The 25,414-nt window shown below is 71.3% G+C and carries 20 protein-coding genes; 9 read left to right on the top strand and 11 right to left on the bottom strand.

Features of this window, described 5'->3' with window-relative positions; genetic code table 11:
- Positions 1 to 71 precede the first annotated feature (71 nt).
- On the top strand, positions 72 to 2,726 hold the full coding sequence (locus POL72_RS17790; RefSeq protein ID WP_272096598.1) for a heparinase II/III family protein: 2,655 nt from the start codon (positions 72 to 74) through the stop codon (positions 2,724 to 2,726).
- Positions 2,727 to 2,759: 33 nt separating this feature from the next.
- Here the strand turns inward: POL72_RS17790 and POL72_RS17785 are convergent, their stop codons facing one another.
- Both POL72_RS17785 and POL72_RS17780 read right to left on the bottom strand, forming a co-directional pair.
- Complete coding sequence (locus POL72_RS17785; protein WP_272096597.1) at positions 2,760 to 4,712, bottom strand: protein kinase domain-containing protein; 1,953 nt, start codon at positions 4,710 to 4,712, stop codon at positions 2,760 to 2,762.
- A 77-nt stretch (positions 4,713 to 4,789) separates the two neighbouring features.
- A complete protein-coding gene (locus POL72_RS17780) occupies positions 4,790 to 6,667 on the bottom strand; it encodes a sigma 54-interacting transcriptional regulator (protein ID WP_272096596.1) in 1,878 nt (625 codons plus the stop codon).
- 592 nt (positions 6,668 to 7,259) lie between these two features.
- Between POL72_RS17780 and POL72_RS17775 the strand changes: the two genes are divergently transcribed.
- Positions 7,260 to 7,901 (top strand): mannan-binding lectin, encoded by a 642-nt coding sequence (locus POL72_RS17775; protein ID WP_272096595.1) that lies wholly within the window; start codon positions 7,260 to 7,262, stop codon positions 7,899 to 7,901.
- A 36-nt stretch (positions 7,902 to 7,937) separates the two neighbouring features.
- On the opposite strand, the gene POL72_RS17770 is transcribed toward POL72_RS17775, so the two are convergent.
- On the bottom strand, positions 7,938 to 8,780 hold the full coding sequence (locus tag POL72_RS17770; RefSeq protein WP_272096594.1) for a Uma2 family endonuclease: 843 nt from the start codon (positions 8,778 to 8,780) through the stop codon (positions 7,938 to 7,940).
- Between the two features lie 510 nt (positions 8,781 to 9,290).
- On the opposite strand from POL72_RS17770, the gene POL72_RS17765 reads away from it, so the two are divergent.
- Complete coding sequence (locus tag POL72_RS17765) at positions 9,291 to 11,780, top strand: beta-propeller domain-containing protein (protein ID WP_272096593.1); 2,490 nt, start codon at positions 9,291 to 9,293, stop codon at positions 11,778 to 11,780.
- A gap of 64 nt (positions 11,781 to 11,844) precedes the next feature.
- Here the strand turns inward: POL72_RS17765 and POL72_RS17760 are convergent, their stop codons facing one another.
- Positions 11,845 to 12,573 (bottom strand): glutathione S-transferase family protein, encoded by a 729-nt coding sequence (locus POL72_RS17760; protein WP_272096592.1) that lies wholly within the window; start codon positions 12,571 to 12,573, stop codon positions 11,845 to 11,847.
- Between the two features lie 85 nt (positions 12,574 to 12,658).
- Between POL72_RS17760 and POL72_RS17755 the strand changes: the two genes are divergently transcribed.
- Entirely contained in the window at positions 12,659 to 13,387 is a 729-nt protein-coding gene (locus POL72_RS17755; RefSeq protein ID WP_272096590.1) for a helix-turn-helix transcriptional regulator, read from the top strand.
- A 42-nt stretch (positions 13,388 to 13,429) separates the two neighbouring features.
- On the opposite strand, the gene POL72_RS17750 is transcribed toward POL72_RS17755, so the two are convergent.
- Entirely contained in the window at positions 13,430 to 14,542 is a 1,113-nt protein-coding gene (locus tag POL72_RS17750) for a M23 family metallopeptidase (RefSeq protein ID WP_272096589.1), read from the bottom strand.
- Positions 14,543 to 14,759: 217 nt separating this feature from the next.
- Entirely contained in the window at positions 14,760 to 15,623 is an 864-nt protein-coding gene (locus POL72_RS17745) for a helix-turn-helix transcriptional regulator (protein WP_272096588.1), read from the bottom strand.
- A 158-nt stretch (positions 15,624 to 15,781) separates the two neighbouring features.
- Between POL72_RS17745 and POL72_RS17740 the strand changes: the two genes are divergently transcribed.
- Positions 15,782 to 16,552: an SDR family oxidoreductase gene (locus tag POL72_RS17740; protein ID WP_272096587.1), complete on the top strand. Its 771-nt coding sequence runs from the start codon at positions 15,782 to 15,784 to the stop codon at positions 16,550 to 16,552.
- A 54-nt stretch (positions 16,553 to 16,606) separates the two neighbouring features.
- Here the strand turns inward: POL72_RS17740 and POL72_RS17735 are convergent, their stop codons facing one another.
- A complete protein-coding gene (locus POL72_RS17735; protein WP_272096586.1) occupies positions 16,607 to 17,395 on the bottom strand; it encodes a Uma2 family endonuclease in 789 nt (262 codons plus the stop codon).
- 216 nt (positions 17,396 to 17,611) lie between these two features.
- Here POL72_RS17735 and POL72_RS17730 point away from each other — a divergent pair, with 216 nt between their 5' ends.
- The gene (locus POL72_RS17730; RefSeq protein ID WP_272096585.1) at positions 17,612 to 18,397 is read left to right on the top strand and encodes an HAD family hydrolase; all 786 of its coding nucleotides are present in this window, start codon (positions 17,612 to 17,614) and stop codon (positions 18,395 to 18,397) included.
- A 14-nt stretch (positions 18,398 to 18,411) separates the two neighbouring features.
- Here POL72_RS17730 and POL72_RS17725 read toward each other — a convergent pair whose 3' ends face one another.
- Together POL72_RS17725 and POL72_RS17720 are read right to left on the bottom strand one after the other, a co-directional pair.
- Positions 18,412 to 19,353 carry a hypothetical protein gene (locus POL72_RS17725; RefSeq protein ID WP_272096584.1) on the bottom strand — a complete coding sequence of 314 codons (942 nt, stop codon included), beginning with the start codon at positions 19,351 to 19,353 and terminating at the stop codon, positions 18,412 to 18,414.
- A gap of 34 nt (positions 19,354 to 19,387) precedes the next feature.
- Positions 19,388 to 19,945 carry a glycine cleavage system transcriptional repressor gene (locus tag POL72_RS17720; protein WP_272096583.1) on the bottom strand — a complete coding sequence of 186 codons (558 nt, stop codon included), beginning with the start codon at positions 19,943 to 19,945 and terminating at the stop codon, positions 19,388 to 19,390.
- Between the two features lie 204 nt (positions 19,946 to 20,149).
- Here POL72_RS17720 and hisC point away from each other — a divergent pair, with 204 nt between their 5' ends.
- Both hisC and POL72_RS17710 read left to right on the top strand, forming a co-directional pair.
- Positions 20,150 to 21,247, top strand: coding sequence for a histidinol-phosphate transaminase (gene hisC, locus POL72_RS17715; protein ID WP_272096582.1), 1,098 nt, complete (start codon positions 20,150 to 20,152; stop codon positions 21,245 to 21,247).
- Between the two features lie 421 nt (positions 21,248 to 21,668).
- Complete coding sequence (locus POL72_RS17710) at positions 21,669 to 22,481, top strand: alpha/beta hydrolase (protein ID WP_272096581.1); 813 nt, start codon at positions 21,669 to 21,671, stop codon at positions 22,479 to 22,481.
- Positions 22,482 to 22,520: 39 nt separating this feature from the next.
- On the opposite strand, the gene POL72_RS17705 is transcribed toward POL72_RS17710, so the two are convergent.
- Positions 22,521 to 23,327 carry a helix-turn-helix domain-containing protein gene (locus POL72_RS17705; RefSeq protein WP_272096580.1) on the bottom strand — a complete coding sequence of 269 codons (807 nt, stop codon included), beginning with the start codon at positions 23,325 to 23,327 and terminating at the stop codon, positions 22,521 to 22,523.
- A gap of 57 nt (positions 23,328 to 23,384) precedes the next feature.
- On the bottom strand, positions 23,385 to 24,401 hold the full coding sequence (locus tag POL72_RS17700) for an aldo/keto reductase (RefSeq protein WP_272096579.1): 1,017 nt from the start codon (positions 24,399 to 24,401) through the stop codon (positions 23,385 to 23,387).
- 228 nt (positions 24,402 to 24,629) lie between these two features.
- Here POL72_RS17700 and POL72_RS17695 point away from each other — a divergent pair, with 228 nt between their 5' ends.
- Positions 24,630 to 25,388: an SDR family oxidoreductase gene (locus tag POL72_RS17695; protein ID WP_272096578.1), complete on the top strand. Its 759-nt coding sequence runs from the start codon at positions 24,630 to 24,632 to the stop codon at positions 25,386 to 25,388.
- Positions 25,389 to 25,414 lie beyond the last annotated feature (26 nt).

Here is a 25,414-nt window from a genome sequence, read left to right as displayed (position 1 = left end):
CTCGCGCCGGAGGTGGCCGCGAGGCGGCCCACGTTGACGCCCGCATTGCGGTGCTGATAACAAGGACCCTCATGCTCCGTTCAATGGGGGGAAAGGTCCTCGTGCCGTGGCTCCTGCTGCTGGGCCTCGGAGGTTGTCCCAAGCCGCCCCCGTGCGCCCCCGTCCAGATCCAGGAGCGGAAGCACCCGTTCATCGCCTTCGATCGCCACGACATCCCCGCCCTGAGGCAGCGGGTCACCCAGGACCCTTACAAGACCTGGATGGACGATGTCCGCCGGGGCCCGCCGGGGCAGGGCCACCCGTGCGCGGCCCCCTCCACGAATACGGACGTAAAAGAATACCAGCTCTCCAACTGCGCGCTGTACGGGGCCCTCTCCTGGGTGATCGAGCAGCGCAGCGACGCGCTGAAGACGGCGCGCGATACGCTGCTGAAGGCGGGCGACACCAGCACCGGCTGGAACCAGACGCCTGGCGCCTGGTACTGGGGCGGAAGCCTGCTCAACTATGCCTACGCCTACGACCTCGTGCAGCCGGCGCTGAGCGCGGACGACGACGCGGCCATCCGCGACAAGCTGGAGGACGCGCTCGGAAAGACGATGGGGGTGTACGGCGAGTTCAACACGACGTACGTCACCAACTTCCGCTATCGCGTGGGCAGCGGCGCGGCCACGCTGAGCTACGCCCTCGGCGAGCACGACCACGCCTGCACCGTCGAGCGCGATCTCTTCGGCGACGAGCCGCTGGACTCGCTCGTCGCCCTCCGCTCCTACGGCCCCTACATGCAAGCCTGCCTGACCAAGGACGGCACCTACGTCGAGGGCCCGAGCTACCAGGACGACGTGTTCTCGGTGATGCTGCCCTACCTCCAGGCCATGAAGAGGCTCTCCGGCGGGGCTCGCGACGGCCGTGATTACATCAACGCGGTGAACACCCCCGCGGTCTGGGGCGATGACACCCGCATCGCCCGCATGCTCCGCTACGGGGGCGCCCTCTCCATGCCGGACGGCAACGCGGCCACCCTCGAGACCGGCTGGCGCGAGCCCCTGCAGCTGAGCAGCATCGCCGCCAGCGCGCTCAGCGACAAAGAGGGGCGCCGCGACGCGAAGGGCTTCTATGGCTGGCTCAGCGCGAAGGGCAAGGCCGTCGTCAACAACCCGGTCTATAGCATCCTCTATACCGATCCCGACATCGCCAGGGCCGGCGCCGGGGCGCAGGAGCCCAAGGAGCCCGCGTACACCTCGATCGTTACCTCGGACATGACCTCGCTGCGCTCCGGCTGGAGCGCGGACGCGGTTCACCTGCTGATGACGACCGAGCACGAGTACCGCCCGTCCTCGCACAGCCAGCCCGATCAGACGAGCTTCCTCCTGCACGCGAAGGGGCAATACCTGCTCATCGATCCGGGCGACGGCCGCAACTACGACCCCGCGGGCAGCTCCCACACCTCGCTGTTCTACTGGGTCAACTTCAGCCCGGAGTCGCACAACCTGGTCACCATCGACAGCTTCAAGGGGATCCGGGATACGTACCAGACGCCCGCGTGGCGCCAGCTCGGCATCTTCAGCGACCTGACCCGGCCCGTGGACGATCCGGCGATCCTGCAGGCCTCCTTCCTGACCGGGGAGCTCGACTCCTCGACGGTCACGATCGACGATTACGTCAACGTGCCCGACGTGTCCACGCGGCGGACGGCGACGCTCGCGCGGAGGAGCTACGTGGTCGTCTTCGACCACATGATCTCCGCGGCCATCGGCTCGGCCCAACCGATGCTCCACTATTACGACACCCACCTTCATTACAGCGGTTGGCTGGGCTGCCGGCCGGGCGCGCCCGCCATCTGCACCGACTACGCCACCTCCAGGCCCACCTCGTCCAGCACACAGGTGGACTGCGGCGACGTCTGCGGCGAGGTCCGGATGGCCAGCGACCTGGCAGCGGCGGGGGCAGCGACGGGGCTCGCCCCGAGCGAGCCGATGCCTCCGGGCGCTGGCGGCGGCGCTCCGTCCGCTCCCACGGCGGGCCGGCTGGTGTGGGCGACGCGGACCGACGACGGCAAGCGCGATCTCGAGCTCGACGTTGTCTACGTCCCACGACCCGACGCCTTCTCGGTGAATCGAAGCGGCTTCACCAACTTCTTCCCGAACATGACCTTCCGGCACCCGTTCTCGGTGGCGCGCTACATCGCCTCCAGCACGCAATGGCTGACCGTGCTCTACCCGCGCGACCTCACCGCGGGCGAGCCGAAGCCGGCGATCGAGGCGCTCAAGGTGAGCGGCGGGAGCGGCTCGGCCGCGCTCGTCTCCATGGCGGAGCAGGACACGCAGGATCTCGCGCTGGTCTCCGACGGCGCGCAGCCGGTGGAGGTGGGCGACGCTTTTCGCGTGCCCGCCGTGCCCGCCGCGAAGCTGCAGGGCCGCAGCGCGCTGCTGCTCCTGCGCCACAGGGCGCTCGAGCGCGCCCAGATCGACGCCGGCACCTCGCTGAGCCTCGGCGGCCGCGCCCTGCTGCTCGCCGCCTCGCCCGTGTCCGCGTCGCTCTGGCCCGAGGGCCCCGGCCTCGCCGCGGAGCTGGTGCTCTCCAGCGCGGCGCAGGTCGGCCTCGCCGTTTCGCAGAAGGACACGCAGCTCACCCTCGACGGCAAGCCCGCGCCGACGCGCTACGACGCGGCCAGCGGCACGGCCTCGACGAGCGTGCCCCAGGGCCGCCACCGCCTCACGGCGCGCTGAGGCGCGTCGAGCCGGCGCCGGCGCGGCGCGACCTCATCGCATGGTGGTCGTCGAGTGGACGCCGATGGTCGGCTCGCAACCTGCGACGAAATCGGCCGGAGCGCGCTTCACCAGGTTGAAGACGCTCACGGGAGGGGCTCCCGGCAGCAGGCTCCTCGCGCCGACGTCTTCGAAATCGAAGAGCTGCTGCGCGGCCTCGCGGACCGTCGCTTCAACGAGGATCTCCCCTGGCCGCGACGCCCTGGCGAGGTGCGCTGCGGCGTTGACCACCTCGCCGAGCACCGTGTAGTCGAGCCGGCCGTACGCCTGGGATCCGACGCTGCCGGAGAGGACCTGCCCCGTGGAGAGCCCGATGCAGATCCCCTGCGTGTACGGCGAGCCCTCGCCGGCACGGCGCGCCACCGCCGCCATCTGCGCGCGGACGGCCACGCACGCGCTGAGCGCCCGAGACAGGTGATCCGGCCCCTGGAACACCGTCATCACCGCGTCGCCGAGGAACTTGTCCACGACCCCCCCCTTGGCGACGAGCTCCGGGACGATCACCTCGAAGTTCGCCCTGAGCAACCGCATGGCCTCGCCGGGCAGCCTCTCCCGGGTGACGGGCGTGAACTGGAAGATGTCGATGAACGCCACCGTGGCCATGACCGCCTCGCTCGCGAGCGCGATCGCGGGGCCCATCTCCCGGATCCGCTCGATCAACGCCGCGCTCGTGAACTGACGGAGGATCTTGTTCTCCTCGTCCGAGCGAGCGTTCCTCCGCAGCTCCGCGACGTGCTTGATCGTCTTGTCGATGGTCGCCTCGAGATCGCCCCGCTGGATCGGCTTGAGCAGGAAATCGAACGCGCCCTGGTTCATCGCGCTCCGGATGTTCCCCATGTCGCCGTAGGCGGACATCATCACCGTCCTCGCAAAGGGGCTCACCTCGGGGACGCGCCCGAGGAACGTGAGCCCATCCATCACGGGCATGTTGATATCGGTGACGACGACGTCGATGTCGGGGTGGCGCCGGAGCTCGTCGAGGGCGTTCTCACCGTTGTCAGCGAAGATGAACTCGTAGACCCGGTCGCGGATCTTCTGCCGGAAGAGCAGCTTCATCATGAGCGCCACGTCTGGCTCGTCGTCGGCGATGAGGATCTTGGCGGGGCCCCCGCTGGCCTCGATCACCGCCGCGAACGCCGCCACGAAATCGGCCGCGGACTGGAACCGCTGCGCCGGGTCCTTCGCCAGCGCGTGCTCGAAGAAGCGGTCGAAGCCGGGCAGCAGACCGGGCACGAGGCTCGACGGCGGCGGGAACGGATCGGTGCAGATGCTGATGAGCAGCTCCCCGATCCCGCTCGCCGCGAACGGGAGCCGGCCCGTGAGGGCCCTGTAGGTGATGACGCCGAGCGACCAGAGATCGCTCAGGTGATCCGGCACGACGGCGCGCACCTGCTCGGGGCTTATGTATGACGGCGTACCAACGACCCTGCCGAACGATCCCTGCTGATCCTCGTCCGACTCGAAGACCGTCCACACCACGCCGAAATCGAGGAGCTTCACGCATTCTCCTGGCTCCTTCCGCGCTAGGAAGACATTCGCCGGCTTGAGATCGCGGTGGATGATCCCCGCGGAGCTCGCCACCTGCAGGCCAATGGCGATCTGCCGGAGCAGGGCGAGCGTCGCCGACGGCGAGAGCTGCCGCTCCCGGGTGAGCCTGGCCTCGAGGTCCTCCCCTTCGAGCAGCTCCATGACGATGTAAGGGCAATCTTCGTCGATACCGTAATCGTGTATCTGGATGATGTGCTCGTTGCGGAGCCGCGCGATCGCCGTCGCTTCTCGCTCGAACCGGCGTCGCGCCGGGTCGGAGCTGACATGCTCGGGCGTCATCACCTTGAGCGCCACGGGACGCCGGAGCACCTGATCGAACGCCTCCCAGATGACGCCCATCCCGCCGCGTCCGATCTCTCGTCTCAGCGCGTACTTCCGCGCGATCGTGCGATTCAGCATGGTGAGCGCAGTGTAGCGAGCTCCCAGCGCGCTTGCTCAGGTTCGAGACGCGGGGGCCCGTCGACAGCAGCCCTGCATCAGCGAGGAGAGGGCCGCTTCACACCCAGGACCTTCATGCGGTAGGACAGCGTGCGCACCGGTATCCCCAGTCGCCGCGCGGCCTCGGTGCGGTTCCAGCCCGCGGTTTCGAGCATGTCCTGGAGCAGCTTGGCCTCATACTGCTGCACCTTCCCCCGGACCAGCCCGCCCTCGGGGGGCGCCTCCTTCGGGGCGGACGGCGTGGGGCAGAACACGGCCACGTCGGTCGGAGCGCGGCCGAGCTCCGCGTCCGTCCCCCGGTCCGCGGGGCGCTCCGACTCGCCGCGCGCCGCCGCCGCGCGCACCCGCGGGGGCAGATCCTCGAGGCCGACGAGCGCGCCGGGCGTCACCACCACCGCGCGCTCGATCACGTTGCGCAGCTCGCGCACGTTGCCAGGCCACGCGTACGCGCAGAGCAGGGCGAGCGCCTCGGGGGTGATGCCCTCGACGCGTCGTCCGTTGGCCGCGCTGGCCGCGCGCAGGAAATGCCGCGCGAGCGGCTCGATCTCGTCCTTTCGATCGCGCAGCGGCGGGATGTCGATGACGACGCCGCCCAGCCGATAATACAGATCGGCCCGGAACGCGCCCGACGCGGCCATCGCCTCGAGATCCCGGTGCGTCGCCGCGACGACGCGCACGTCGACCTCGATCTCGCGGCTCGAGCCGACGCGGCTGAACGACCCCGACTCGAGCACGCGGAGCAGCGCGGCCTGGGCCGGCGGCGGCAGCTCGCCGATCTCGTCCAGGAACACCGTGCCGCCGTCGGCCTCCTCGAACACGCCCTTCTGCTGCTGCAGCGCGCCGGTGAACGCCCCGCGCTCGTGGCCGAACAAGGTGCTCTCCACGAGGTCCTTCGGGATCGCCCCGCAGTTGACGCGCACCACGCGCCGCCCCTTGCGCGGGCCGCCCTCGTGGATCATCCGCGCGACGACCTCCTTGCCGGTCCCCGTCTCGCCGTGGAGGATGACCGGGATGCGCGAGGCGCCCACGCGCCTCACCGTCTCGATGACCTCGCGCATCTGCTGGCCGGCGATGATCCCCCCTTCCTCCGGCTCCTCGCGCGCGAGCACCGAGGTCGCGGCCGGGCCGCACGCCACCGGGCGCTCGGGCGAGGCGTGGCGGGCAGCCTCGCGCGCGGCCGCGAAGACCTCGTCCGCGGTGCTTCCGGCGTCCGGGTAGAGGGCGAGGCCGACGAGGAGCCGGGCGTCGCTGCCGACGAAGGAGGCTGCGATGGCCTGCGCGGCGCGGTGCGCCTCCTCGGCGCCGGCCTCGGGCAGCAGCACGTGGGCAGCGCAGGTGCCGTAGAGCGCCACGCGATGGACGGGCTGAAGACACGCGCGCACGGCGTTGATCCAGCCCTCCGCCGTCACCGCCGCGCTCATGCGCACGTGGAGAAGGGCGAACGGACGGCGAAAATGTCGGGCGCGCGTCAGCTCGTCCTCCACGCGGCGCAAGAGCTTTTCCTCTCCCTCGAGATCGAGCGACTCGCCCCCGGCGCCGAACGCCTGCACCCGCAGCGCGACGCTGCCGAGCACGACCTCATCCCCTATCGCGATCCCGGCGCGGGAGACGCGGCGGCCGTCGAGGAACGTGCCGTTCTTGGATTCCAGGTCATCGACCCACACCCGCCCGCGCGAGAGGAGGAAGCGGGCGTGCTCCCGCGACAGGGTACGATCGTCGATGCAGAGCGCGGCAGGCGCGGCGCGCCCCACGACAAGCGGCGTGTCGGGCGAGAGCAATCGTCTCTCCGTCTTTCCGGCGTGATGCCAGACGAGCGCGATGCCCAGCGTCGCGGTCTGCTGAATGGCAGAGATCGACCTCCCCGCCAGGGTCCAGGTCTTCGCCGCGTCGTCCTGCACCGACTTGCCTGACCGCATGCACTCCGCCTCGCTGGTCTCTATATCAGGCTCTTTCGGAAGGTCCAAGAGCCACGGACCTCGCCGCTCGTGAGTCTCCGCCGCGCTGCGCGGCGCTGCGCCGCTCTGCTCCTGTTTGTGTCGCCAGGTCGCCGCGGGCGGGCGTTCCACTTCTACTTCCACTTCCACTTCCATTTCCATTGCGCGCCAACGTTTGCCGGCGCGCCCGGTCATGTCCGGTGGGCCTCGGCCCAATAGCTCAAGCCGGCTCACGTGCCGGGCGGAGCGACGATCTGGACGAAGGCCGCGGGAGCCGGGAGGACACCGCTGTTACGTTCGGCCCATCCTTGCCGGCAAACTCTTGCCGGGCAACTCGCGACGGCGATCTCTTGCGGGCAAGGTCTTGCCGAGGCGGCCATGGGCGGGCGCGCCGCGCCCCCGGAAACGCACGGGTGCCGCTCGCATTCTGCCTGCTGACGTGGAGCGCCGAGCGCTTCCGAGGAGGGCGCGCCCTGGTGGCACGCAGGCTGCAAACAACCGAAATCAGAATCGGACGGGCGGCGAACATCGCGACCCAAGACGTCAACCAGACAGACCACTCCAGGAGCCGACCATGAACACGAAACACATCCTCTCCGCACTCTTCACCTCCAGCGCGTTCGGCATCCTGCTCATCGCGGGTTGCAGCGTGCCGATGGACGAAGGCGGCTCGGAACAGGCGTTCGCCGACGAGGAGATCGTCGAGGAGGCGTCGCAGGCGCTCGGCCCTGCGTGCGTCGCCAAGAACCTCGCGCTGGAGGCCGGCCCGATCTGGAACACCACCGATGCCCAGACCAAGTGCCCGAACGTCTGCAATCCCCAGAACATGAACTGGAACGGGCAGTGGTGGACGACCGTTCCGGGCGCGATGTCGGTATGCGAGTGCAGCCCGCGCCCTGCCGCCGTCGTGCAGGCCGGCCCCATCTGGAGCAACACCCACGCTCAGACGCAGTGTCCGAATACCTGCGCCGCGTTCAGCAGCGCAACGAAGTGGGACGGGCAATGGTGGACGACCGTGCCGGGCCAGATGTCCGTCTGCGAGTGCGCAACCACCCCGCCGGCCACGGTGTCGCTCGAGGCCGGGCCCATCTGGAGCAGCGCCGACGCCCCGAGCAAGTGCCCGGCCGCCTGCGGCACGAGCCGCGCCTGGAATGGGCAGTGGAGCACGACCGTCTCGGGCCAGATGTCTGTCTGCGGCTGCGCTTGCACGCCCTGACGTCACGACGACCCGCTCGTGAGCGCGCCACCGCGCTCACCTCCGGGACACGCGGGCCTCCAGGTCGCGCACCCGCGCCTCGAGCTCGCGGACCCGCGCCTCGGCGGCGGCGCGGGCGCGCTGCTCGGCGACGCGGGCGCGCTGCTCCAGGGCGCGCGCCTCGCCCTCGGCCCGGAGGGCCTCCTCCTCGGCTGGCACGAGATCCGTCGCGCGGGAGCTCCGCGCGACGCGCAACGTCGGGTGCGGGCCGTCTTTCAACACGACGAGGTGCGCGTCGAGCGCCTCGATCCAGACGGGATCGCCGCTTCCGTGGACCCGCAGGTAGGTGCCATCCGCGTCTCGCCGGTACAGCTGGAGAGGCACCCGCTCCTCCGCGAGCGGCGCGCGGGCGGCAGCCGCCTCGGGATCGAAGAGCAGGAGCTCGGGACAGCCGAGCTGCCAGTACTTCGCCGGCGCATCCTCGTAGATACGGCGCCAGTCGCCCGAGACCACCTCCAGCGCGAACCGCGGCGGACGATGGCCGGGCAGCCAGGTCTGCCACTGCCGCGGGACGGGCGGCAACGGGCGGTGATCGAGGACGTAGAGGTCCGGCAGGACGCGCACCAGCGGCTCGCCCCGCACCCACGCGAAGAGTTGCCCGGTGCCAGCATACAAGTCGGCCCAGCCACGCTCGCGCGCAAGCTGGGCGACCACCGACAGCAACAGGCGGACGATCTCGGACCGCTCGACCTTGTCAGGACGCTCCGCGTCATCGGGCAGATACCAGCCGGACCAGTCGATCGCGGCGCCGGCCTCTTCCGGCGACAGATCGCGGAGCACGAGCGCGCGGGGAGAACGCCGAGGGGTAAGGGGGAACCCGATGCGATTCGGCGATGCCACGCGAGGAAATTAGCACCCCGACAGGCCCCGCGGGGCGCCGAATTTCAACGAGCACTGCCCGGCCTTCGCGCCCGACGACAGGCGGATCGCATTCAACAGGACGCCTGGTCCGGGGGAGATGTACCATCATCCCGACTCCGGGTTTCACGTCATCCCCGCGGCCGGCGGCGCGCCGACGCGGCTCGCGGCCAACGACCCGCCCGCTTGCCTCGGGTCACGAGCCCTGGAATCCACGACAGCTGCCCTCGAGGGTCGCCCGAGGCCACCACCGTCGACGGCAAGACCTGTTGCTGGGTCATCTTCTCGTCGTCGCGCGACGGCTACGCTCCGATCTCGCGCTGACGGAAACCAACCGTCATACCATCCGTTTGGCACACGTGTGCCAGGCGGCCTGCGGCCAGTGCTTGCATGTCGTGCTCTCCGCAGCGCGGCAGGAGCGGCGCGCGGGCGAAGCGCGGTGAACGAAGCGAGCGGGCGGCTGGCGCGGGCCTTGCGAACGCAGCAGGCACCATGCGAACCCACCGCACCCATTCCTCCCTTTGGCTACTCCTGACAACAGGCCTCCTCGCCGCCGGATGCGAGACGGCGTCCGCGCCTGTCGACCAGGTCGGCTCTCAGCGCGCGGCGCTCCACCGGGCTCAGTCCTGCAACGACCTCGAAGCGCTGCTGAAGCAGGACGCGCTCGCCAAGATGAACGCCCAGATCGACGCCACGATCGAGAGCTACTCGGCGTACGGCTACCCCCGCGGCGGCGTCGTCGGCGGCGTCGACAACGGCAGCGTCGGCGTCCCCGGAGGGGCCCAGGATCCCACGGACACGCCCGCCCCGGTGCCGCCCACAGCAGACGACGGGGAAACCGGCCAGGAGACCTCGGCAGATGGCAGCGGCAGCGGCGCCGACCCTGCCCACTCCGAGACGAACACCCAGGTCGCCGGCGTCGATGAGGCGGATATCATCAAGACCGACGGCAACAACATCTACGTGCTCCACGGCCAGAGCTTCTACACCCTGACGGCGCGGCCGGCGTCGTCGCTCGCCGTGGGCAGCTCGCTCGCGATCGAGGGGTCACCCCACGAGATGTTCGTGGCAGACGACAAGGTCGTCGTCTATTCGTCGGTCAACGGGGCCGCGATCTACGAGCAGGCGGGCGTCACGCCGCGGCCGGGGTATTACGACTACCTGCTCGTCGACACCATGGTCGGCGGCGGTGGCGTCATGCCGACGCCTGGAGCCCCCAGCGCGCCGAGCAGCAACCCGGGGACCCCCGCCGACGGCGGAGACGCGAAGCCGCTGCCGCCGGACGATGCCGAGCCACCGCCCGACGGCGGCACGCCTTCGTCCGACGGCGGCACGCCTTCGTCCGACGACGCCCCCCCCGACGCCGAGGCGCCGTCCGGCGGCGACGCGCCGGCGCCCCCGCCGCCGGACGGCGGGGCCGCTGAGCCGCCGCCCGACGTCAGCGACCCCGGCTCGGGCGGCGTCTGGGCCCCCCTCACGAAGGTGACCGTCCTGAGCCTCGCCGGCGGCGCCCCCAGCGTGGTCAAGGAGCTCTACTTCGAGGGCGGCTACACCTCGGCGCGGCGCACCGGCCCGAACGTGCGCACGGTGCTGACCGGCGGCGCCCACGGCCCCGCGCTCCCCTACTGGCCCTCAGGCCTGACCGAGTATCCCGAGACCGCCGAGGCGTGGACCGCGGCGTTCGAGCAGCTCCGCGCCGAGAACGCGGCGATCATCGAGGACGCCCCGCTCTCGACGTGGCTGCCGTACCGCTTCGAGAAGCAGGGAGAGGCCGTGGAGCTGCTCGACGCGAGCTGCTCGGACTTCTACGTTCCGGAGGCCGGCACGACGTCGTACGGCCTGACGCAGATCGAGTCGATCGACCTCGCCGACCTCGCCGCAACGCCGGAGTCGACGTCGATCGTCGGCGCGACCGACACCGTGTACGCGAGCCACGACGCCCTCTACGTCGCCGCGCGGTCCTGGGATCATCAGGCGGCGCCCGGCGAGGTGTTCGTCGGCACGAACGTCACCCATCTGCACAAGTTCGATCTGATCGCCGACCCGAGCCAGCCCGGGTACGTCGCGTCAGGCTCGGTGTCCGGCCACATCATCAACCAGTTCTCGCTCGATGAGCACGACGGCAAGCTCCGCGTCTCGACGACCTCGCAGGTGTCGGCGGAGCCCAGGTGGACGACCAGCAACAACGTGTTCGTCCTCGAGGCGCAAGGGACCGATCTCGCGCAGATCGGCGCCGTCACCGACCTGGCCCCCGGCGAGACCATCCAGTCCACCCGGTTCGTCGGCGATCGCGGCTATGTCGTGACGTTCCGCCGGGTCGATCCGCTGTTCGTGATCGATCTCGCGAACCCGGCGTCCCCCTCCGTCGCGGGTGAGCTCAAGATCCCCGGCTTCAGCGAGTACATGCACCCGCTCGACGACGGACACCTCCTGACGATCGGCAGGGATGGCGAGGAGGACGGCACGGTGACCGGCCTCGCTCTCCAGATCTTCGACGTCACGAACGCGTCGGCGCCCGCGCTGCTGCACAAGGAGGCGCTCGACGGGGCGAAGTACATGCACTCCGAGGCCGAGTACAACCACAAGGCGTTCACGTACTATGGCGAGCTCGGCGTGCTCGCCTTCCCGCTCGTGAGCTTCGACGGGGAGACCGGCGCGATGTCGAGCACGCTCGAGCTGTTCAACGTCGATATCGAGGACGGGTTCAGCCGGCTCGGCGCGGTCGACCACAGCGGCTTCTTCAGCAGCGTGCCGTCGGGGTGCTACTACGGCGGGGCCGCCGTGCAGCGCGGCCTGTTCATCGAGGACTACGTGTACTCGTACTCCCAGGGCGGCGTGCTCGTGAACGCGCTCGACGACCTCGAGACGCCGGTGGCGTCGCTGCCCCTGCCCACCCCGGACTCGGTCGGATACGCGTGCGTCGGTGGCGGCGTCACGGAGCCCGCGCCGGCGCCCGAGCCGGCTCCCACCCCCGAGGAGTAGCGCCGAACAGGCAGCGCTCGGCCGCAGCGCCGCCGCCCCGTCCGGGCCGGCGGCGCTGCGCCGCTCAGGCGCCCGGCCGCGGCGCCTCCCACGGGTGATCCGGGTAGAACTCCTTCATGAGCCGCGCGGTGTACGCGGTGAGGTTCGCGAAGCCCTCGGCCCTCCGCCGCAGCGGCGAGTCGAAGAACGGCGTGAGGAGGCCCGCCAGCGCCGCGAAGGCCGTCGCGTCGACGCCCGCCGGGCGCGCTCCGAAGAGGTACGGCTTGTCCCCGAGCAGCGCGGAGAGCGCCGCCAGCGAGCGCGCGCCGAGCTCGACGACCTCGTCGTTCGCGTGGCGCGCGACGCCGACCGCGCGGAGCGTCTCGCGGACGCGCGCGACGAGCTCCTCGCGCAGCTTCGGGCGCGCCTCCTCCGGCGCGCCGTTGACGAAATTCGCCGGGCCCTTCGCGAAGTTCTCCGGGATGAGCCAGCGGGAGTACACCATGGTCGGCGTGAGGCTGTTCTCGATCATGCGCTCGATGGCCCACGCCTCGGCGCGCTGCCGGGCGTCGAGGCCGGCGTCGAGATCCTTGCCGTACTTCTTCTGCAGATGCTCGCGGATGAAGTGCGAGTCGGCGATACGCGCGCCATCCTCGTCGATGAAGGGGAGCTGCCCCTTCGGCGACTGATCGGGCCGCGCGCGCTCCTTCGTGTAGGGGAGGCCCAGCAGCTTGAGCTGGACCTCGGTCTTGGTCACGTAGGGGCTGGCTTCCGGCAAGCCGAACATGGGGCCGAAGCTGTGGAGGGTGATCATGTGCAATCTCCGAGCTGTTGTGGGTCCGCCGTGGACTGCGCTTGATGTAGCCCTGCCCTGCTGACAACCTGGTGTCAGCATCCCCGTGCGACGCGCCGATCGCCTGTTCCAGATCCTGCAGATCCTGCGCCGGCAGCGGGCGCCGATCACGGCGGCAGCGCTCGCCGAGGAGCTCGAGACGTCGAAGCGCACCGTCTACCGCGACATCGCGGACCTCCTGGCCCAGCGCGTCCCGATCCGCGGGGAGGCCGGCACGGGGTACGTGCTCGATCGCGGCTTCGACATGCCGCCGCTGATGCTGACGCCCGACGAGATCGAGGTCGCGGTCCTCGGCGCGCAGTGGGTCGCCCAGCGCGGGGACGTCGCCCTGCAGCGGGCGGCGCAGGACCTCATCGCGAAGATCGCCGCGGCGGTCCCCGAGCGGCTGCGGCCCTTCGTGTTCGAGCCGGCGACGGGCGCGCCGGTCGGGGGGGTCCAGGCGCCCGACGCGCTCGACCTGGCCCAGGTTCGCGCGTCGATCCGCGCCGGCACGAAGATCGCGCTTCGCTACCGCGACGAGACGGGGCACGAGAGCGAGCGCGTCGTGTGGCCCGTGATCGTGGGTTATCTCGAGTCGACGCGGCTCCTCGCGGCGTGGTGCGAGCTCCGCCAGGACTTCCGCCACTTCCGCTCGGACCGCGTGACAAGCGCCAGGTTCCTCGACGAGCGCTACGCCGAGAAGCCGAGCGCCCTCCGCGCGCGGTGGCGCGCGCACATGCGCGCGCGTAGGGAGCTGCGAGAGCGCGCCGGCGCGACGTCGACCAGGGATCGCTAGCTACGCGTGTCAGACGAGGCCGCCGGGCGGCCTCGCCGGCGGTCACCGCCGCTGGCGCCGGGCGCCCGACGCGGCCGCGCGCGGCTGCGACACCGAATCGTTCGCCGGCGATGCCGGCTCGTCCCCGCCTCCGGGCCGCGACGCGGCAGGGAGGGGATCCCCGATGTCGTCGAGCTCGCGGTCGAGCGCTCCCTTCTCGGTGCGGAACGCGTCGCGCTGATCGGCGGGGAGCTCCTGCAGGCGCATCGCGAGCAGCGTCTCCGCGTCGAAGTAGACGCCGTTGCGGCTCGCGCTGAAGTGCAGGTGCGGCCCCGTCGAGCGCCCGGTCGACCCCACGTAGCCGACGAGCTGATGGGTCGCCACGTGGTCCCCGCGCTTCAGGCCCGCCGCGAACCTCGAGAGGTGCGCGTAGCCTGTCTCGACGCCGTTGTCGTGCTGGATCGCGACCCAGTTGCCGTGACCACCATGCGGCCCCACCCAGGAGACGCTGCCCTCGAGCGCGGCATAGACCGGGGTTCCCGACGGCGCGCCGTAGTCCGTGCCCTCGTGCGGCCTCACGCGGTGCAAGATGGGGTGCATCCGCTTGGGGTTGAACGGCGACGTCCGACGCAGCGTGGCGAGCGGTGCCTGCCACGGGTTCGGCACGAGCTCGCGTCCGTCTTCGTCGACCAGCCGCCCCGTGGCGTTGTCGTCGAACCGGTAGAAGCGGGCTTCCGGCTGCCCGGCCGCCCGCACGTCGAGCGCCAGAACACGAGGCTCCTTCGGCGCCCTGGCGGCCTCGGCCACGGCGCGGATCACCGCCCCGCGACGGAGCCCGTGAGGGAGGCGCCGCGCGAGCAGCTCCTCGGCTGCCTGCCGCACGCTCGCCAGCGGCTCCGCCGGCTGGTCCGGGGCTCCCACGGTCCAGGCCAGCGCGAGGTGCGGTTCAGCGCCCGCGTCGGGAGCCGGCGCGGGCGGCGGCGGCGCGTCCGGAGGCCCGGCGCTCGCGAGCTGCCGGCTCGCGGCGTCGAGCGATCTGTCGATCTCGATGGCGCGCACCGCGAACCACGCGACCCCGACGCCGAGCAGCCCGAGCCCGAGCCACACCGAGGCCTCGGTGCGGGGCGACCAGCCGTCGGAAGGGGGCTCGGGTCGCTTGAGGCTTCCACCGGGCATCAGAGGTCACCCTGCGCCATGGCACCGGCGAGCCTGGGCGGCAGTGACAGGGGCACGAGACACGCGGACGCTATGCGCGAGCGTCGTTCCCGTCAACCCCGGCCGCCCGGCGGGCCCCCTTCGAGGACGCATCGCTGGCGCGACAGGTCTCCTCGGGCACGCAAGCATCGAGCGCGCTCAGCTCTCCTACCGCGCAGCTGGATCAGCGCGCCCCTCATCATCCGCTGTCAGCCCCGCACAGCGCCGCGAGGCGGCGCTCGTCCTCGGGTCCGCCCGCCGCGCGCGCCGTGTAGTAGACGAGCTGCTGGCGGCTCGACGTCGTCGAGGCGAGCGTGTGCCACTCGAGCACGAGCGGCCCGGCGCCGTCGGCGTCGCGGCCCCCCGCGCCCTGGGCCTCGACGCGGAAGGCCTTCGCGCCGCTCACCTTGGCGCGGACCTCGTGGCGCGCCCAGATCGCCCGGAACGCCTCGCTCGTCTCGAGCAGCTCGGCAACGAGCGCGTCGAACTCCGGATCTCCCACGTACGAGCTCGCGCTGAAGCGGAAGGCGGCCACGACCTCTCGCTCGATCACGCCGATCTCCGCGTAGCGCGCGCGGTAGGCCGCATGGTGGAAGGTCATCCAGAGCAGGTTGCGCCTTCGCGGGGCGACGTCGCCGAGGTCCACGAGCAGGCGGCGCGCCGCGCCGTTCCACGCGAGCACGTCGAAACGGGGGCTGAAGACGAGCGCCGGGACGCGCATCGCCTCGAGCGCGCGCGCCATCGCCGGCTCGGCCCTCTCCTGGCGCGCCGCGGCCCGCGCGGGCTCGGGCCGCGCCAGGTAGAACAGGTGACCTCGCTCGTCGTCGTCGAGCTTCAGCACGCGCGCGATCGCCTCGAGCGTCTCGCGCGACGGGTTCACGTCACGCCCTTGCTCGAGCCGCGTGTACCAGTCGACGCTGAGCCCGGCGAGCTGCGCGATCTCCTCGCGCCTGAGGCCCGGCGTGCGCCGCCGCTTCCCCGCGAACGCGCCGCCCGCGATCGGCGCCGCGCGCATCCGCCTCCCTCGGAGGAAATCCGCCAGCTCGCTCCGCCTGTCGCTCACGATCACGCGCGCCCCGGGCACGCACCGAAAGATGCCCTGTTCGCGCTCCTCTATCCAGGGATTGCGAATCCTAGGTTCGCGGCACGTCTGCCTAGCCTCGACGCGGAGCTCCAGATTGCGGGCACCCCCGACCGGGGACCCAACCAGGAGCTCGCACCATGTCTCAGTCTCAGCATCTTCCTCTCGCAGGTCGCATCGCCGTCGTCACCGGGGCCTCCAGCGGCATCGGTGAGGCCACCGCGCGCAAGCTCGCAGCGCAGGGCGCCGCCGTCGCGCTCCTCGCGCGTCGCAAAGACCGCCTCGATTCGCTGGCCGAGGGCATCCGCGCCGCGGGCGGGCGCGCGCTCGCGCTCGCCTTCGACGCCAAGGACAGGGCCGCCGTCGCCGACGCCGCGCGGTCGATCGCGGCCGAGCTCGGACCCGTCGACCTCGTGATCAACAACGCCGGCGTCATGTTGCCCTCCGGCGTCGAGGAGCATCGGATCGCCGATTTCGAGCAGATGATCGAGGTCAACCTCACCGGCGCGATGCGGGTCGTCGACGCGTTCGTCGATCCGCTGGTCGCGGCAGCGAAGCGGGGCGGCCCGTCGGACCTCATCAACATCTCGTCGATCGGCGCGCACGGCGTCTTTCCGACGTTCGCCGTGTATTGCGCCACCAAGGCCGCTGTCACCCACCTCTCGCGCAACCTGCGCGCCGAGCTCGGACCGAAGCACGTCCGCGTCTCGGTCATCGAGCCTGGGTTCGTCAACACGGAGCTCCAGAGCCACATGACCGACGAGGCCGCAAAAGCGTGGATCGCCGAGGCGAGGCAGCAGATCACGTGGCTCACGGCGGACGACCTGGCGAGCACCATCGCCTTCACGGCCGGCCTCCCGCGGCACGTCAACCTGGCGCACGTCACCATCATGCCGACCCAGCAGGTGTGACCGGCGCCTCCTCGCGACCGGAACCGCTCGCGGCGCCGTGACGCGCGCTGCGCGCTACCCGTGCTCCAGCTGCTCCAGCTCGCGCACGCGCGCCTCCAGCTCGCGCACGCGCGCCTCGGCCGCCTCCCGCGCGCGGGCCTCGATCGCCGCGGCTTCCTCCTGGGTGGGCACGAGCTCGCCCTTGCCGCCGGGGCGCGTGAGGCGGAGCCGGGCCTCGGCCCCGGCGCCGATCACGCAGAGCCAGCTGTCGAGCGCGGGGCTCCACACGCGCCCGGCGCCGGCATACACGCGGACATATGCGCCGTCGGGGTCGCGCCGGTAGGCCTGGAGCGCCACGCGCCCCGCCGGCGGCCGGTGCGTGGCGGCCAGCGGATCGAAGATCGCGAGCTCTGGGCAGCCGAGCTGGCAGTACTTGAGCGGGACGTCCTCGTAGGCCTTCTGCCAGTCGCTCGCCACGATCTCCAGGGCGAAGCGCGGCGGCCGGTGGCCGGGCAGCCAGGTCTGCCACTGCTTGGGCAGCGGCGGCGCGGGCCGGTGATCGAGGAGGTAGACGTCCGGCGAGACGCGCACGAGCGGCTCCTCGCGCACCCAGGCGAAGAACCGATCGGCGCCGGCGTGGTGGTCGGTCCAGCCGCGCTCGCGCGCGAGCTGCGCGATCGAGGAGAGGAGCAGGCGGGAGATCTCGTCGTGCTCGCCCCACGCGCCGATGCCGTCCGCGTCGTCCAGGTACCAGTCCGACCAGTCGATGGTCGCGCGGAGCTCCTCGGGATCCGGGTCGCGGACGACGAGCGCTCGCGGCAGGCGCGTCGCAGGGGGAGCGGCTCCGGAACGGGCAGGCAGCACGAGCCCGCACGGTAGCACCCCGAGCGGAGCGGCGGGAGCCACAGGCGGGCGCGATCGCCCGCGGCGGGCGGCCGTGGCGCGCCGCCGGACGGAGCCGGAGGAGGCGCGATACGGCGCCGCGCGCGGCTGTCGCCGGCGCGCTCCAGCGCGCTGTGCGCGGCGTCGTCGAGGCGCCGCGGGGCTCCCGATCCGGCGCGCCGGCGCCATGTCAGCGGCATGCGTCCTCTCGGGGGAGTCCTCTTCGACGTCGATGGGGTGGTTGTCGACTCGCCGCATGAGCGCGCCTGGCAGGAGGCGCTGGAGGCGCTGATGGCGACCGAGTGGCGCGCCATCGCGCCCGAGACGCGCTACGCGCCGGAGCGGTTCACGACGGCCGTCTACCAGAGCGAGGTCGCCGGCAAGGCGCGCGAGAGCGGCGCGCGCGCGGCGCTCGACTACTTCGGCGTGCCCGACGCGGCGGAGCGCGCCGGGGTCTACGCCGAGCGCAAGCAGGAGGTGCTGCTCCGGAAGATCGCGGCGGGTAAGTTCGTCGTGTTCTCTGACGCGACGCGGCTGATCCTGGAGCTCAAGGCGCGCGGCGTGCTCCTCGCGGCTGCGTCGTCGTCCAGGAATGCCAGCGAGCTCCTCCGCAGGATCCGCGTCGACGCCTTCGTCGAGCACCAGAACCCCCGCCGCGCGCCGGTCGCGCTGGGCGCGACGCTGCTCGACCTGTTCGACGCCGACCTCTGCGGCGCCGCGGTGGCGCGCGGAAAGCCGGCGCCGGACCTGTTCCTGGCCGCCGCGCGCGCGCTCGGCGTCCCGCCGCCGCGCTGCCTCGTCATCGAGGACGCCCCCTCCGGGGTGCAGGCCGCGAAGGCGGCCGGGATGACCTCGATCGGCGTGGCGCGGCTCGCCGACGAGGCGCTGCTGGCCGCGGCGGGGGCGGATCGCGTCGTGACGACGCTCGACCAGCTCGATCCGGACGCGCTGGTAGAGGGGCAGATCGCGGCGCGCGCGGCGTGAGCCGCGGCGCCCCCTCAGCCGCCCTGCTTGCGGACGATCGCCAGGCTCCAGATCTCCCCGGCGCTCGTCCCGACCCACAGGGTCGGCGACCCCTTGCCGGCGACCGCCAGCACGGCCGGCTCGCCGCGGGCGCCGAGCGTGACGATCGCCGTCGGCGCGATGGGCGCGCCGACGGCGGCCTCGATGGCGGCGCCGTCGAACAGCGCGACGCGGCCGTCCGCGAAGGCCACGAAGAGGCTCGACTCGAGGACGGCGACGTCGGCGACGGGATCGGCGAACGCGAGCATCTTGGCCGCGAGCTTGCCCGACGACCTCACGACCGCGCAGGCCGCGCTCGCGCCGCGCTTGTACACAGCCGTCAGCTTCGGGCCGCCGCGGACGCGATCGAGGTTCTGGGCCGCGCGCGGCAGCGAGGCGCGGAGCGTCGGACCCGGCTCGGGCGTCGCGCCGGGGTGGACGCGGAGCTCGCCTCCCTCCCCCGCGCCGTCCATCACCACATGCGCCTCGGTCTCGGTCAGATCGAACGCCCGCGCGGAGCCGCGCACCGCGAACGTGCGGCCGTTCACCTCGGTCTTGTCGAGCTTGAGCTCCGTCGCGCTGCCGTCCCAGCCGAGCGCGAGCGCCGTCTCGCCCGACGGCCGCGTGGCGAGCTGCCGCGCGTCCCGGCCGACCTGATCGAGCTTCGGGCCGTGCGTGATGCCGAGCAGCGCCCACACCGCGTCGTCGCCGCTCCGCACCACGGCGACGTCCTTCGACAGGAGCGCCACGTCGTGCGCCGAGGGCAACGACAGGTTCGTCGTCTTCGCGCCGGAGCCGCCGATCGGGCAGACGCCGAGGCGCACCGGATCGGTCGAGATCATCGCGACGAGCCCGGGGCTCGCGAGGACCGCGGCGCCCCGGATCTCCGCGTCCAGGCCGTGCACCTTGCGGGGGGAGCTCAGATTGCTGAAGGGCATGGCCCGCTAGGATACCGGTTCTCGCGCGGCGCGGTCAGCCCTTGATGAGCGAGCGGACGTCGATGTCGAGGTTCTCGGACTCCGCGACCGCATCCATCGCCTTGCGGAGCTGGGTAACGGTCACCCCGGCGGGGACGTCGACGCGGGCCTCCATCCGGAAGAGCTGCGAGCCGGTGACGGGCGCCTCGTAAGCCGAGGTCTCGAGCGAGACGATGTTGACGCCGACGCCGTGGAGCGCGCGCGACACCGCGCGCACGATGCCCTCGTGATCGAGCGCGTCGACGGAGATGACGCAAGGGATGGTCGCCGCGCGCCGGTGCGACTCGGGGCTCTTGGTCCTGCGGCTCTGCACCGTGAGCCCCGTCGCCCGGGTGAGCGACTCCGTGTCGCGCTCGACCGCCTCGATCGCGCCGGGGGGCCCGGACGCGAGCAGGAGGATGCCGAACTCGCCGCCGAGCACCGCCATCCGGCTGTCCTCCACGTTGGCGCCGCGCTCCGTCAGGTAGTGGGTCACCTCCGCGACGATGCCCGTCCGGTCAGGGCCGAGGCAGGAGAGGACCAGGAAGACTTCAGGCTCGGGCGTCGTCGTCATGCGGCGCATCTTAGTCCGATCCGCGCAGCCAGCGCACCTCGCCGCGGGCTGCGCGGATCGGACTAAGATGCGCCCGGGCAACGCCGTCCGTGCCCTCCGGCCGAGCTCCCGCCGAGGGCGGCCGGATCGAGCGCTGCGCGCGCCTCCTGCCGGCAACGAGGCGCTTGTCTCCGGCGAGCCAGTGGGCGAGAGACGGCCATCCCCATGCTGTACGAACGCGACAACATCCATCGCCTCACGCCCTACACGCCCGGCGAGCAGCCGCAGCGGGCCGACGTGGTCAAGCTCAACACGAACGAGAACCCGTACCCGCCGCCGGCCGCCGTGCTCGAGGCGATCCGGGACGTCTCGGCCGATCAGCTCCGCCGGTACCCGCCGCCCCGGGCGCAGCAGTTCCGCGAGACCGCGGCGCGGCTCCACGGCCTGTCGCCCGAGCAGGTGATCGCCACGAACGGCGGCGACGAGCTGCTCCGCATGGCCGTGACGGTGTTCTGCGAGCCCGGCGGCCGCGGCATCGGGGAGACGTACCCGACCTACTCGCTCTACGACGTGCTCGCGGAGATCCACGGCACGACGATCACCCAGGTCCCCCTCGCGGAGGACTGGTCGGTCCCGGAGGACTTCGCGCAGCGCCTGAACGAGCAGGGCTGCCGGCTCGCGCTCCTCGTCAACCCGCACGCGCCGTCGGGGCGGCAGGAGCCGCTCGACAAGCTCGAGCGCGTCGCGCGGGCGTTCCGCGGCGTGCTCCTCATCGACGAGGCGTACGTCGACTTCGCGGAGTTCGACGCGACGCCGCTGCTCGACCCGGCGCGGGGGCTCGACAACGTGCTTCTGCTGCGGACCCTGAGCAAGGGCTACTCCCTCGCGGGGCTCAGGTTCGGGTACGGGCTCGGTCACCCGCGGCTCATCGAGACGCTCGACAAGGCCCGCGACAGCTACAACACGGATATCCTCTCGCAGGCCGCGGCCACCGCGGCGCTGTCCGCGCGGGACGAGGCGAGGAAGAGCTGGGAGAAGGTGATCGCCGAGCGCGCCCGGCTCACGGGGGCGCTCCGGCAGAAGGGGTTCACTGTGGCGCCGAGCCAGAGCAACTTCGTCCTGGCGGCGCCGCCGGCAGGAGGGCTGTCGGCGCAGGCGATGTACCGGGCGCTCTACGACCGCGCGATCTTCGTGCGCTACTGGGACGCGCCGCGCATCCAGGACAAGCTGCGGATCACGGTAGGCACGCCGGAGCAGAGCGACGCGCTCCTCGGGGCGATCGACGAGCTGTCGCGCGCCGCCGGGGCCGCGGGCGCATCATGAGCTGAGCCGCTCGATTCAAAGACGAAAAAGAAGAGCTCTTTTGCGTCACCAGAGCAGCCCGCGCGACGGTCTGTCGTCACCCGCTCCCTCGGGATTGCCATGGGATCCGCGGGCTGCTAGCTTCGGGTGCACCTCGCCAGCCCAGACCCGGCTGGCGTTTCTGTTTCCAGAGCGGTGATCGACCGCGCCTGCATAAGAAAACCGCCAAGACACCAGGGACGCCAGGAGAAACCTGAATTTCTCTCCTTGGCGCATTGGCGGTCGTACTCTCGTCGTCGTCGTTGTTGGGGGCTCCAGATCGCTCGGCGGCGTGTACCTCATCGGCCGCCCGCGCGGGCCGTGCGCTTGCGTCCCAGGGTCCCTGCGCGGTGCGCTGTCATCGAGCGGCGCTGGTCGACACCACAGCAGAGGAGAAGCACAGATGAGCCAAGAATCCGAGCGAGCCCAGATGATGAAGAAGACGGCGGTCCTCGAGATCCCCGGAATGGATGCCGTCATCCTCCGCAGGGATATCGAGTACCAGGCGACCGATGCAGGCGCCTTGACCTTCGACCTCTACGCTCCACCAACATCGGCAGCCGTGGCACGGGCGCCTGCCGTCGTCTTCGTGTCCGGATATCCGGATCCGGGGTTCGAGTCGGTGTTCGGCTGCAAACGCAAGGAGATAGGGCAGTCCACGTCGTGGGGACGGCTGGTGGCCGCTTCCGGGCTCGTGGGCATCAATTACACGAACCGGGAGCCGTCCGATCTCCATGCGCTGCTCGAGCACCTGCGGCAAAACGCCGCCTCGCTCGGGATCGACGAGCGCCGGATCGGCCTGTGGGCCTGCTCCGGCAACGTCCCCATGGCCCTGTCGGCGCTGATGCGGGGAGCGAGCGGCTCGCTCCGGTGCGCCGCCCTCTGCTACGGCTTCATGCTCGATCTCGGCGCGTCCACCCGCGTCGCGGAGGCGGCGGCGCAGTTCCGGTTCGTCAACCCGTGCGCCGGGAAGTCGATCGACGACCTCCCTCCGGAACTGCCCCTGTTCATCGCCAGGGCAGGGCAGGACAGGATGCCTCACCTGAACGAGACGATCGATGACTTCGTCGCCGGAGCGCTGGCCCGCAACCTGCCAGTGACGCTCGTGAACCACGCCGCCGCGCCGCACGCGTTCGATCTGCTCGACGACAGCGAGGCTTCGCGAGAGACGATCAGGAGCATCCTGGGGTTCCTGCGGCTCCATCTCCTGGGGTAGGGCGATCGGGCCTGCGCGCTGGGAGGTCGTCGTGGCGAGCTACCCGACAGGCAAAGCGAAATCCCACATGATGAGCTTCGGTTGGGTCATCCGGCCGCCCGCGCGTTTGGAGAACGCGCCCGGTGTGAGCCCGACGAGCTGACGGAAATCGGCGATGAGGTGGGCCTGGTCATAATAGCCCGCGTCTGCGGCGATACGCGCCCAGTCGCACGAGGTCGCTGCCATTCGCACCGCGCGTTGCAGGCGGACGGTCCGCGCGAACTCCTTCGGGCCGATGCCGACGTTCTCGATGAAAGCGCGGCGGAGATGCCGCGCCGTGACGCCGAGCCGATCGGCGACACGCTCCACCCGGACCTCGCCCCCTTCGAGCAAGCGAACCGCACGACGGGCGAGCTGCCCCGATGCCGTTTCGAAGGGTCGGCCGGCGCGGAGGGCGAGCGCCCGGGCGACGCGGTCCATCAGGTCCGCGCGGCTCCTCGCGGCGAGCAGCTCACCGCAGAGCTCGCACGCCGCGCGGCCCCACACGTCCTCCAGCGGAACGATCTGGTCCGTGAGCTCGCTCGCTGCCACGCCGAGCAGCGGAACCGACCAGCCAGGCTTGAACCGAAGGGTGACCGTCCGCGCGATGCCGGTCTTGCTCTTGAATACCGCGCGCGTCCGGGGGCCCGCGACCCACACGTCCCCCTCGCGCCCCCCCTCGAGCGCTCGAAAAAAGAGGCCCGTTCTGCCGTCGGGAAGCCACTCGACGTCGAACACCTGACCGGGGGGTGCCGCGACCTCACGGACGTCCTCGACGAAGCGCGGGAGCGTGAGGGTGGGGAGATCCATCGCTGCGGCCACGTTCATCACTCTTACGCCTCTCGTGCGGCCGTTCAAGCCGACGCGGGTGGCCGCATCGATCGGCTACCGCTCGCTGTCGAGAACCTTCATGTGCTGGGCGGGGTAGCGCGTGCCGCCGATCGCGCCCGCTGGCACGATGCTCTCGAGCGCCGCGACGTCGCCCGCCGACAGCGGCTTGTCGAGGGCCACGAGGGCGTCGTCGAGCTGGGCTCGCGTGCGGGCCCCGACGATCGGCACCAGCGTGGGCTGCTTCGCCAGCACCCACGCGAGCGCGACCTGAGCCGGCGTCATCCCTCGCTCGCCGGCGAAGGCGTGGAGCTTCTCGACGACGCTCGCGTTCTTTGCGCCCTGTTCGCCTGCGAAGCGTGGCATGTGCTGCCGGAAGTCCCCCTTTCCCGAGGGCTTGCTGCCGGTGAGCAGCCCCCGCGAAAAGACCCCGTAGAGCGTCGCGCTCATCCCGAGCTCCGCGAGGACAGGAAAGATGGACGCCTCGGGCCCGCGCGTCGCGATCGCGTACTCGATCTGCAGGTCCACGATCGGGTGCACCTCGCTCGCGCGCCGGATCGTCTCGACCCCCACCTCGGACAGCCCGATATGCCGGACGAAGCCGGCCTTGATGAGGTCGGCGATGGCCCCGACGGTGTCCTCGATGGGCACCTGCGGGTCGAGACGCGCGGGGCGGTACACATCGATGACCTCCACGCCCAGCCGATGCAGGCTGTACGACGCGAAGTTCTTCACGGCCGCCGGGCGGGTGTCGATGCCCAGCGCGGCGCCGTCCGGGCCGCGCATCGCGCCGAACTTCACCGACAGCTGGACCTTGTCGCGCACCCCCTCGATCGCGCGCCGGATGAGGAGCTCGTTGTGCCCGTTGCCGTAGAAGTCTCCGGTGTCGATCAGGGTGATCCCTCGCTCGATGGCGTGGCGGATCGTCGCCACGCTCTCGGCGTCCTCGGCCGGGCCGTAGGCGCCGGACATCGCCATGCAGCCGAGGCCGACGGGAAAGACGCTGGGCCCGGTCTTGCCCAGCGGAGTCGATCGGAGCGGGGAGCGGCTCATCGTGGCGTCGAGGTGGGTCATGGGGTGTTCATGCCACGCGCCCGCGGCCTCCGATTGGAAGAACCGGACATTTCGACGATCCGGCAGACGACAACCATGTCGTGCACCGGCTCGTGCACGGCGAGTTGCTCCTACGGCGCGGGACGACCGTTCAAAATGTCCGCTCCTTCCAATCGGAGGGCAGCGGCAAGCGGTACGAAGGCGGTGGACGTACGCTGTATCCAGCCAACCATCGTCAGGAGCGAGAAGATGCAAGACAAGCGCGTCGCCTTGATCACGGGGGCCAATCAGGGGATCGGCCTGCAGATCGCAAAGGAGCTCGCCGCGAAGAACTTCACCGTCCTTGTCGGCTCGCGCGACCTCGCGCGCGGAGTGGAGTCGGCCAAGACGATCGACGGAGACGCCCGCGCGCTCCAGCTCGACGTGACGGATCGGGCCTCGATCGCCGCTGCGGCGAAGCGCATCCGCGAGGAGCTTGGCCGCCTCGACGTGCTCGTCAACAACGCGGCCATCTCGCACTCGGGACGGCGGCCGGGCACGACCGTCGAGGAGTACGCCAGGTCGACCCTCGCGAGCAACGTGTCCCTCGATGAGCTGCGCGCGGTGTTCGAGACCAACGTGTTCGGCGTCGTCGCTGTCTTCCAGGCCATGCTGCCGCTCCTGCGCGAAGCGCCGGCAGCCCGCATCGTCAACGTGTCGAGCGGAGCTGGCTCGCTGACGATGAACGCGGACCCGAGCTTCCCCTGGCGCTCGATCTTCGGTCCCCTCTACCCCGCGTCCAAGACGGCTCTCAACGCGATGACGCTCGCCATGGCGATCGAGCTGGAGTCGACCGGGATCAAGGTCAACGCCGCCTCTCCGGGCTTCACCAAGACGAACCTCAACAACTATACGGGCACGGAGACCGTCGAGGAGGGCGCCCGCGAGGCGGTCCGCCTTGCGCTGCTCGGCCCGGACGGCCCGACGGGTACGTTCTCGCACGCAACCCTCGGACGGCTCCCGTGGTGACGGAGTCTCTCGGGCGCGCGCATCCA

This window comes from Sorangium aterium (genome assembly GCF_028368935.1).
GTDB classification, from domain to species: Bacteria; Myxococcota_A; Polyangia; order Polyangiales; family Polyangiaceae; genus Sorangium; species Sorangium atrum.
The sequence above is the reverse complement of the archived record's forward strand: the minus strand, read 5'-3'. Positions and strand labels throughout refer to the sequence as shown.

What these genes read in the sequence shown, in the direction of transcription:
- POL72_RS17790 (WP_272096598.1), top strand. Translation starts at nt 72, where the DNA reads ATGCTCCGTTCAATGGGGGGAAAGGTCCTCGTGCCGTGGCTCCTGCTG.
- POL72_RS17785 (WP_272096597.1), bottom strand. Translation starts at nt 4,712, where the DNA reads ATGCTGAATCGCACGATCGCGCGGAAGTACGCGCTGAGACGAGAGATC.
- POL72_RS17780 (WP_272096596.1), bottom strand. Translation starts at nt 6,667, where the DNA reads ATGCGGTCAGGCAAGTCGGTGCAGGACGACGCGGCGAAGACCTGGACC.
- POL72_RS17775 (WP_272096595.1), top strand. Translation starts at nt 7,260, where the DNA reads ATGAACACGAAACACATCCTCTCCGCACTCTTCACCTCCAGCGCGTTC.
- POL72_RS17765 (WP_272096593.1), top strand. Translation starts at nt 9,291, where the DNA reads ATGCGAACCCACCGCACCCATTCCTCCCTTTGGCTACTCCTGACAACA.
- POL72_RS17760 (WP_272096592.1), bottom strand. Translation starts at nt 12,573, where the DNA reads ATGATCACCCTCCACAGCTTCGGCCCCATGTTCGGCTTGCCGGAAGCC.
- POL72_RS17750 (WP_272096589.1), bottom strand. Translation starts at nt 14,542, where the DNA reads ATGCCCGGTGGAAGCCTCAAGCGACCCGAGCCCCCTTCCGACGGCTGG.
- POL72_RS17740 (WP_272096587.1), top strand. Translation starts at nt 15,782, where the DNA reads ATGTCTCAGTCTCAGCATCTTCCTCTCGCAGGTCGCATCGCCGTCGTC.
- POL72_RS17730 (WP_272096585.1), top strand. Translation starts at nt 17,612, where the DNA reads ATGCGTCCTCTCGGGGGAGTCCTCTTCGACGTCGATGGGGTGGTTGTC.
- POL72_RS17725 (WP_272096584.1), bottom strand. Translation starts at nt 19,353, where the DNA reads ATGCCCTTCAGCAATCTGAGCTCCCCCCGCAAGGTGCACGGCCTGGAC.
- POL72_RS17720 (WP_272096583.1), bottom strand. Translation starts at nt 19,945, where the DNA reads ATGACGACGACGCCCGAGCCTGAAGTCTTCCTGGTCCTCTCCTGCCTC.
- hisC (WP_272096582.1), top strand. Translation starts at nt 20,150, where the DNA reads ATGCTGTACGAACGCGACAACATCCATCGCCTCACGCCCTACACGCCC.
- POL72_RS17710 (WP_272096581.1), top strand. Translation starts at nt 21,669, where the DNA reads ATGAGCCAAGAATCCGAGCGAGCCCAGATGATGAAGAAGACGGCGGTC.
- POL72_RS17705 (WP_272096580.1), bottom strand. Translation starts at nt 23,327, where the DNA reads ATGAACGTGGCCGCAGCGATGGATCTCCCCACCCTCACGCTCCCGCGC.
- POL72_RS17700 (WP_272096579.1), bottom strand. Translation starts at nt 24,401, where the DNA reads ATGACCCACCTCGACGCCACGATGAGCCGCTCCCCGCTCCGATCGACT.
- POL72_RS17695 (WP_272096578.1), top strand. Translation starts at nt 24,630, where the DNA reads ATGCAAGACAAGCGCGTCGCCTTGATCACGGGGGCCAATCAGGGGATC.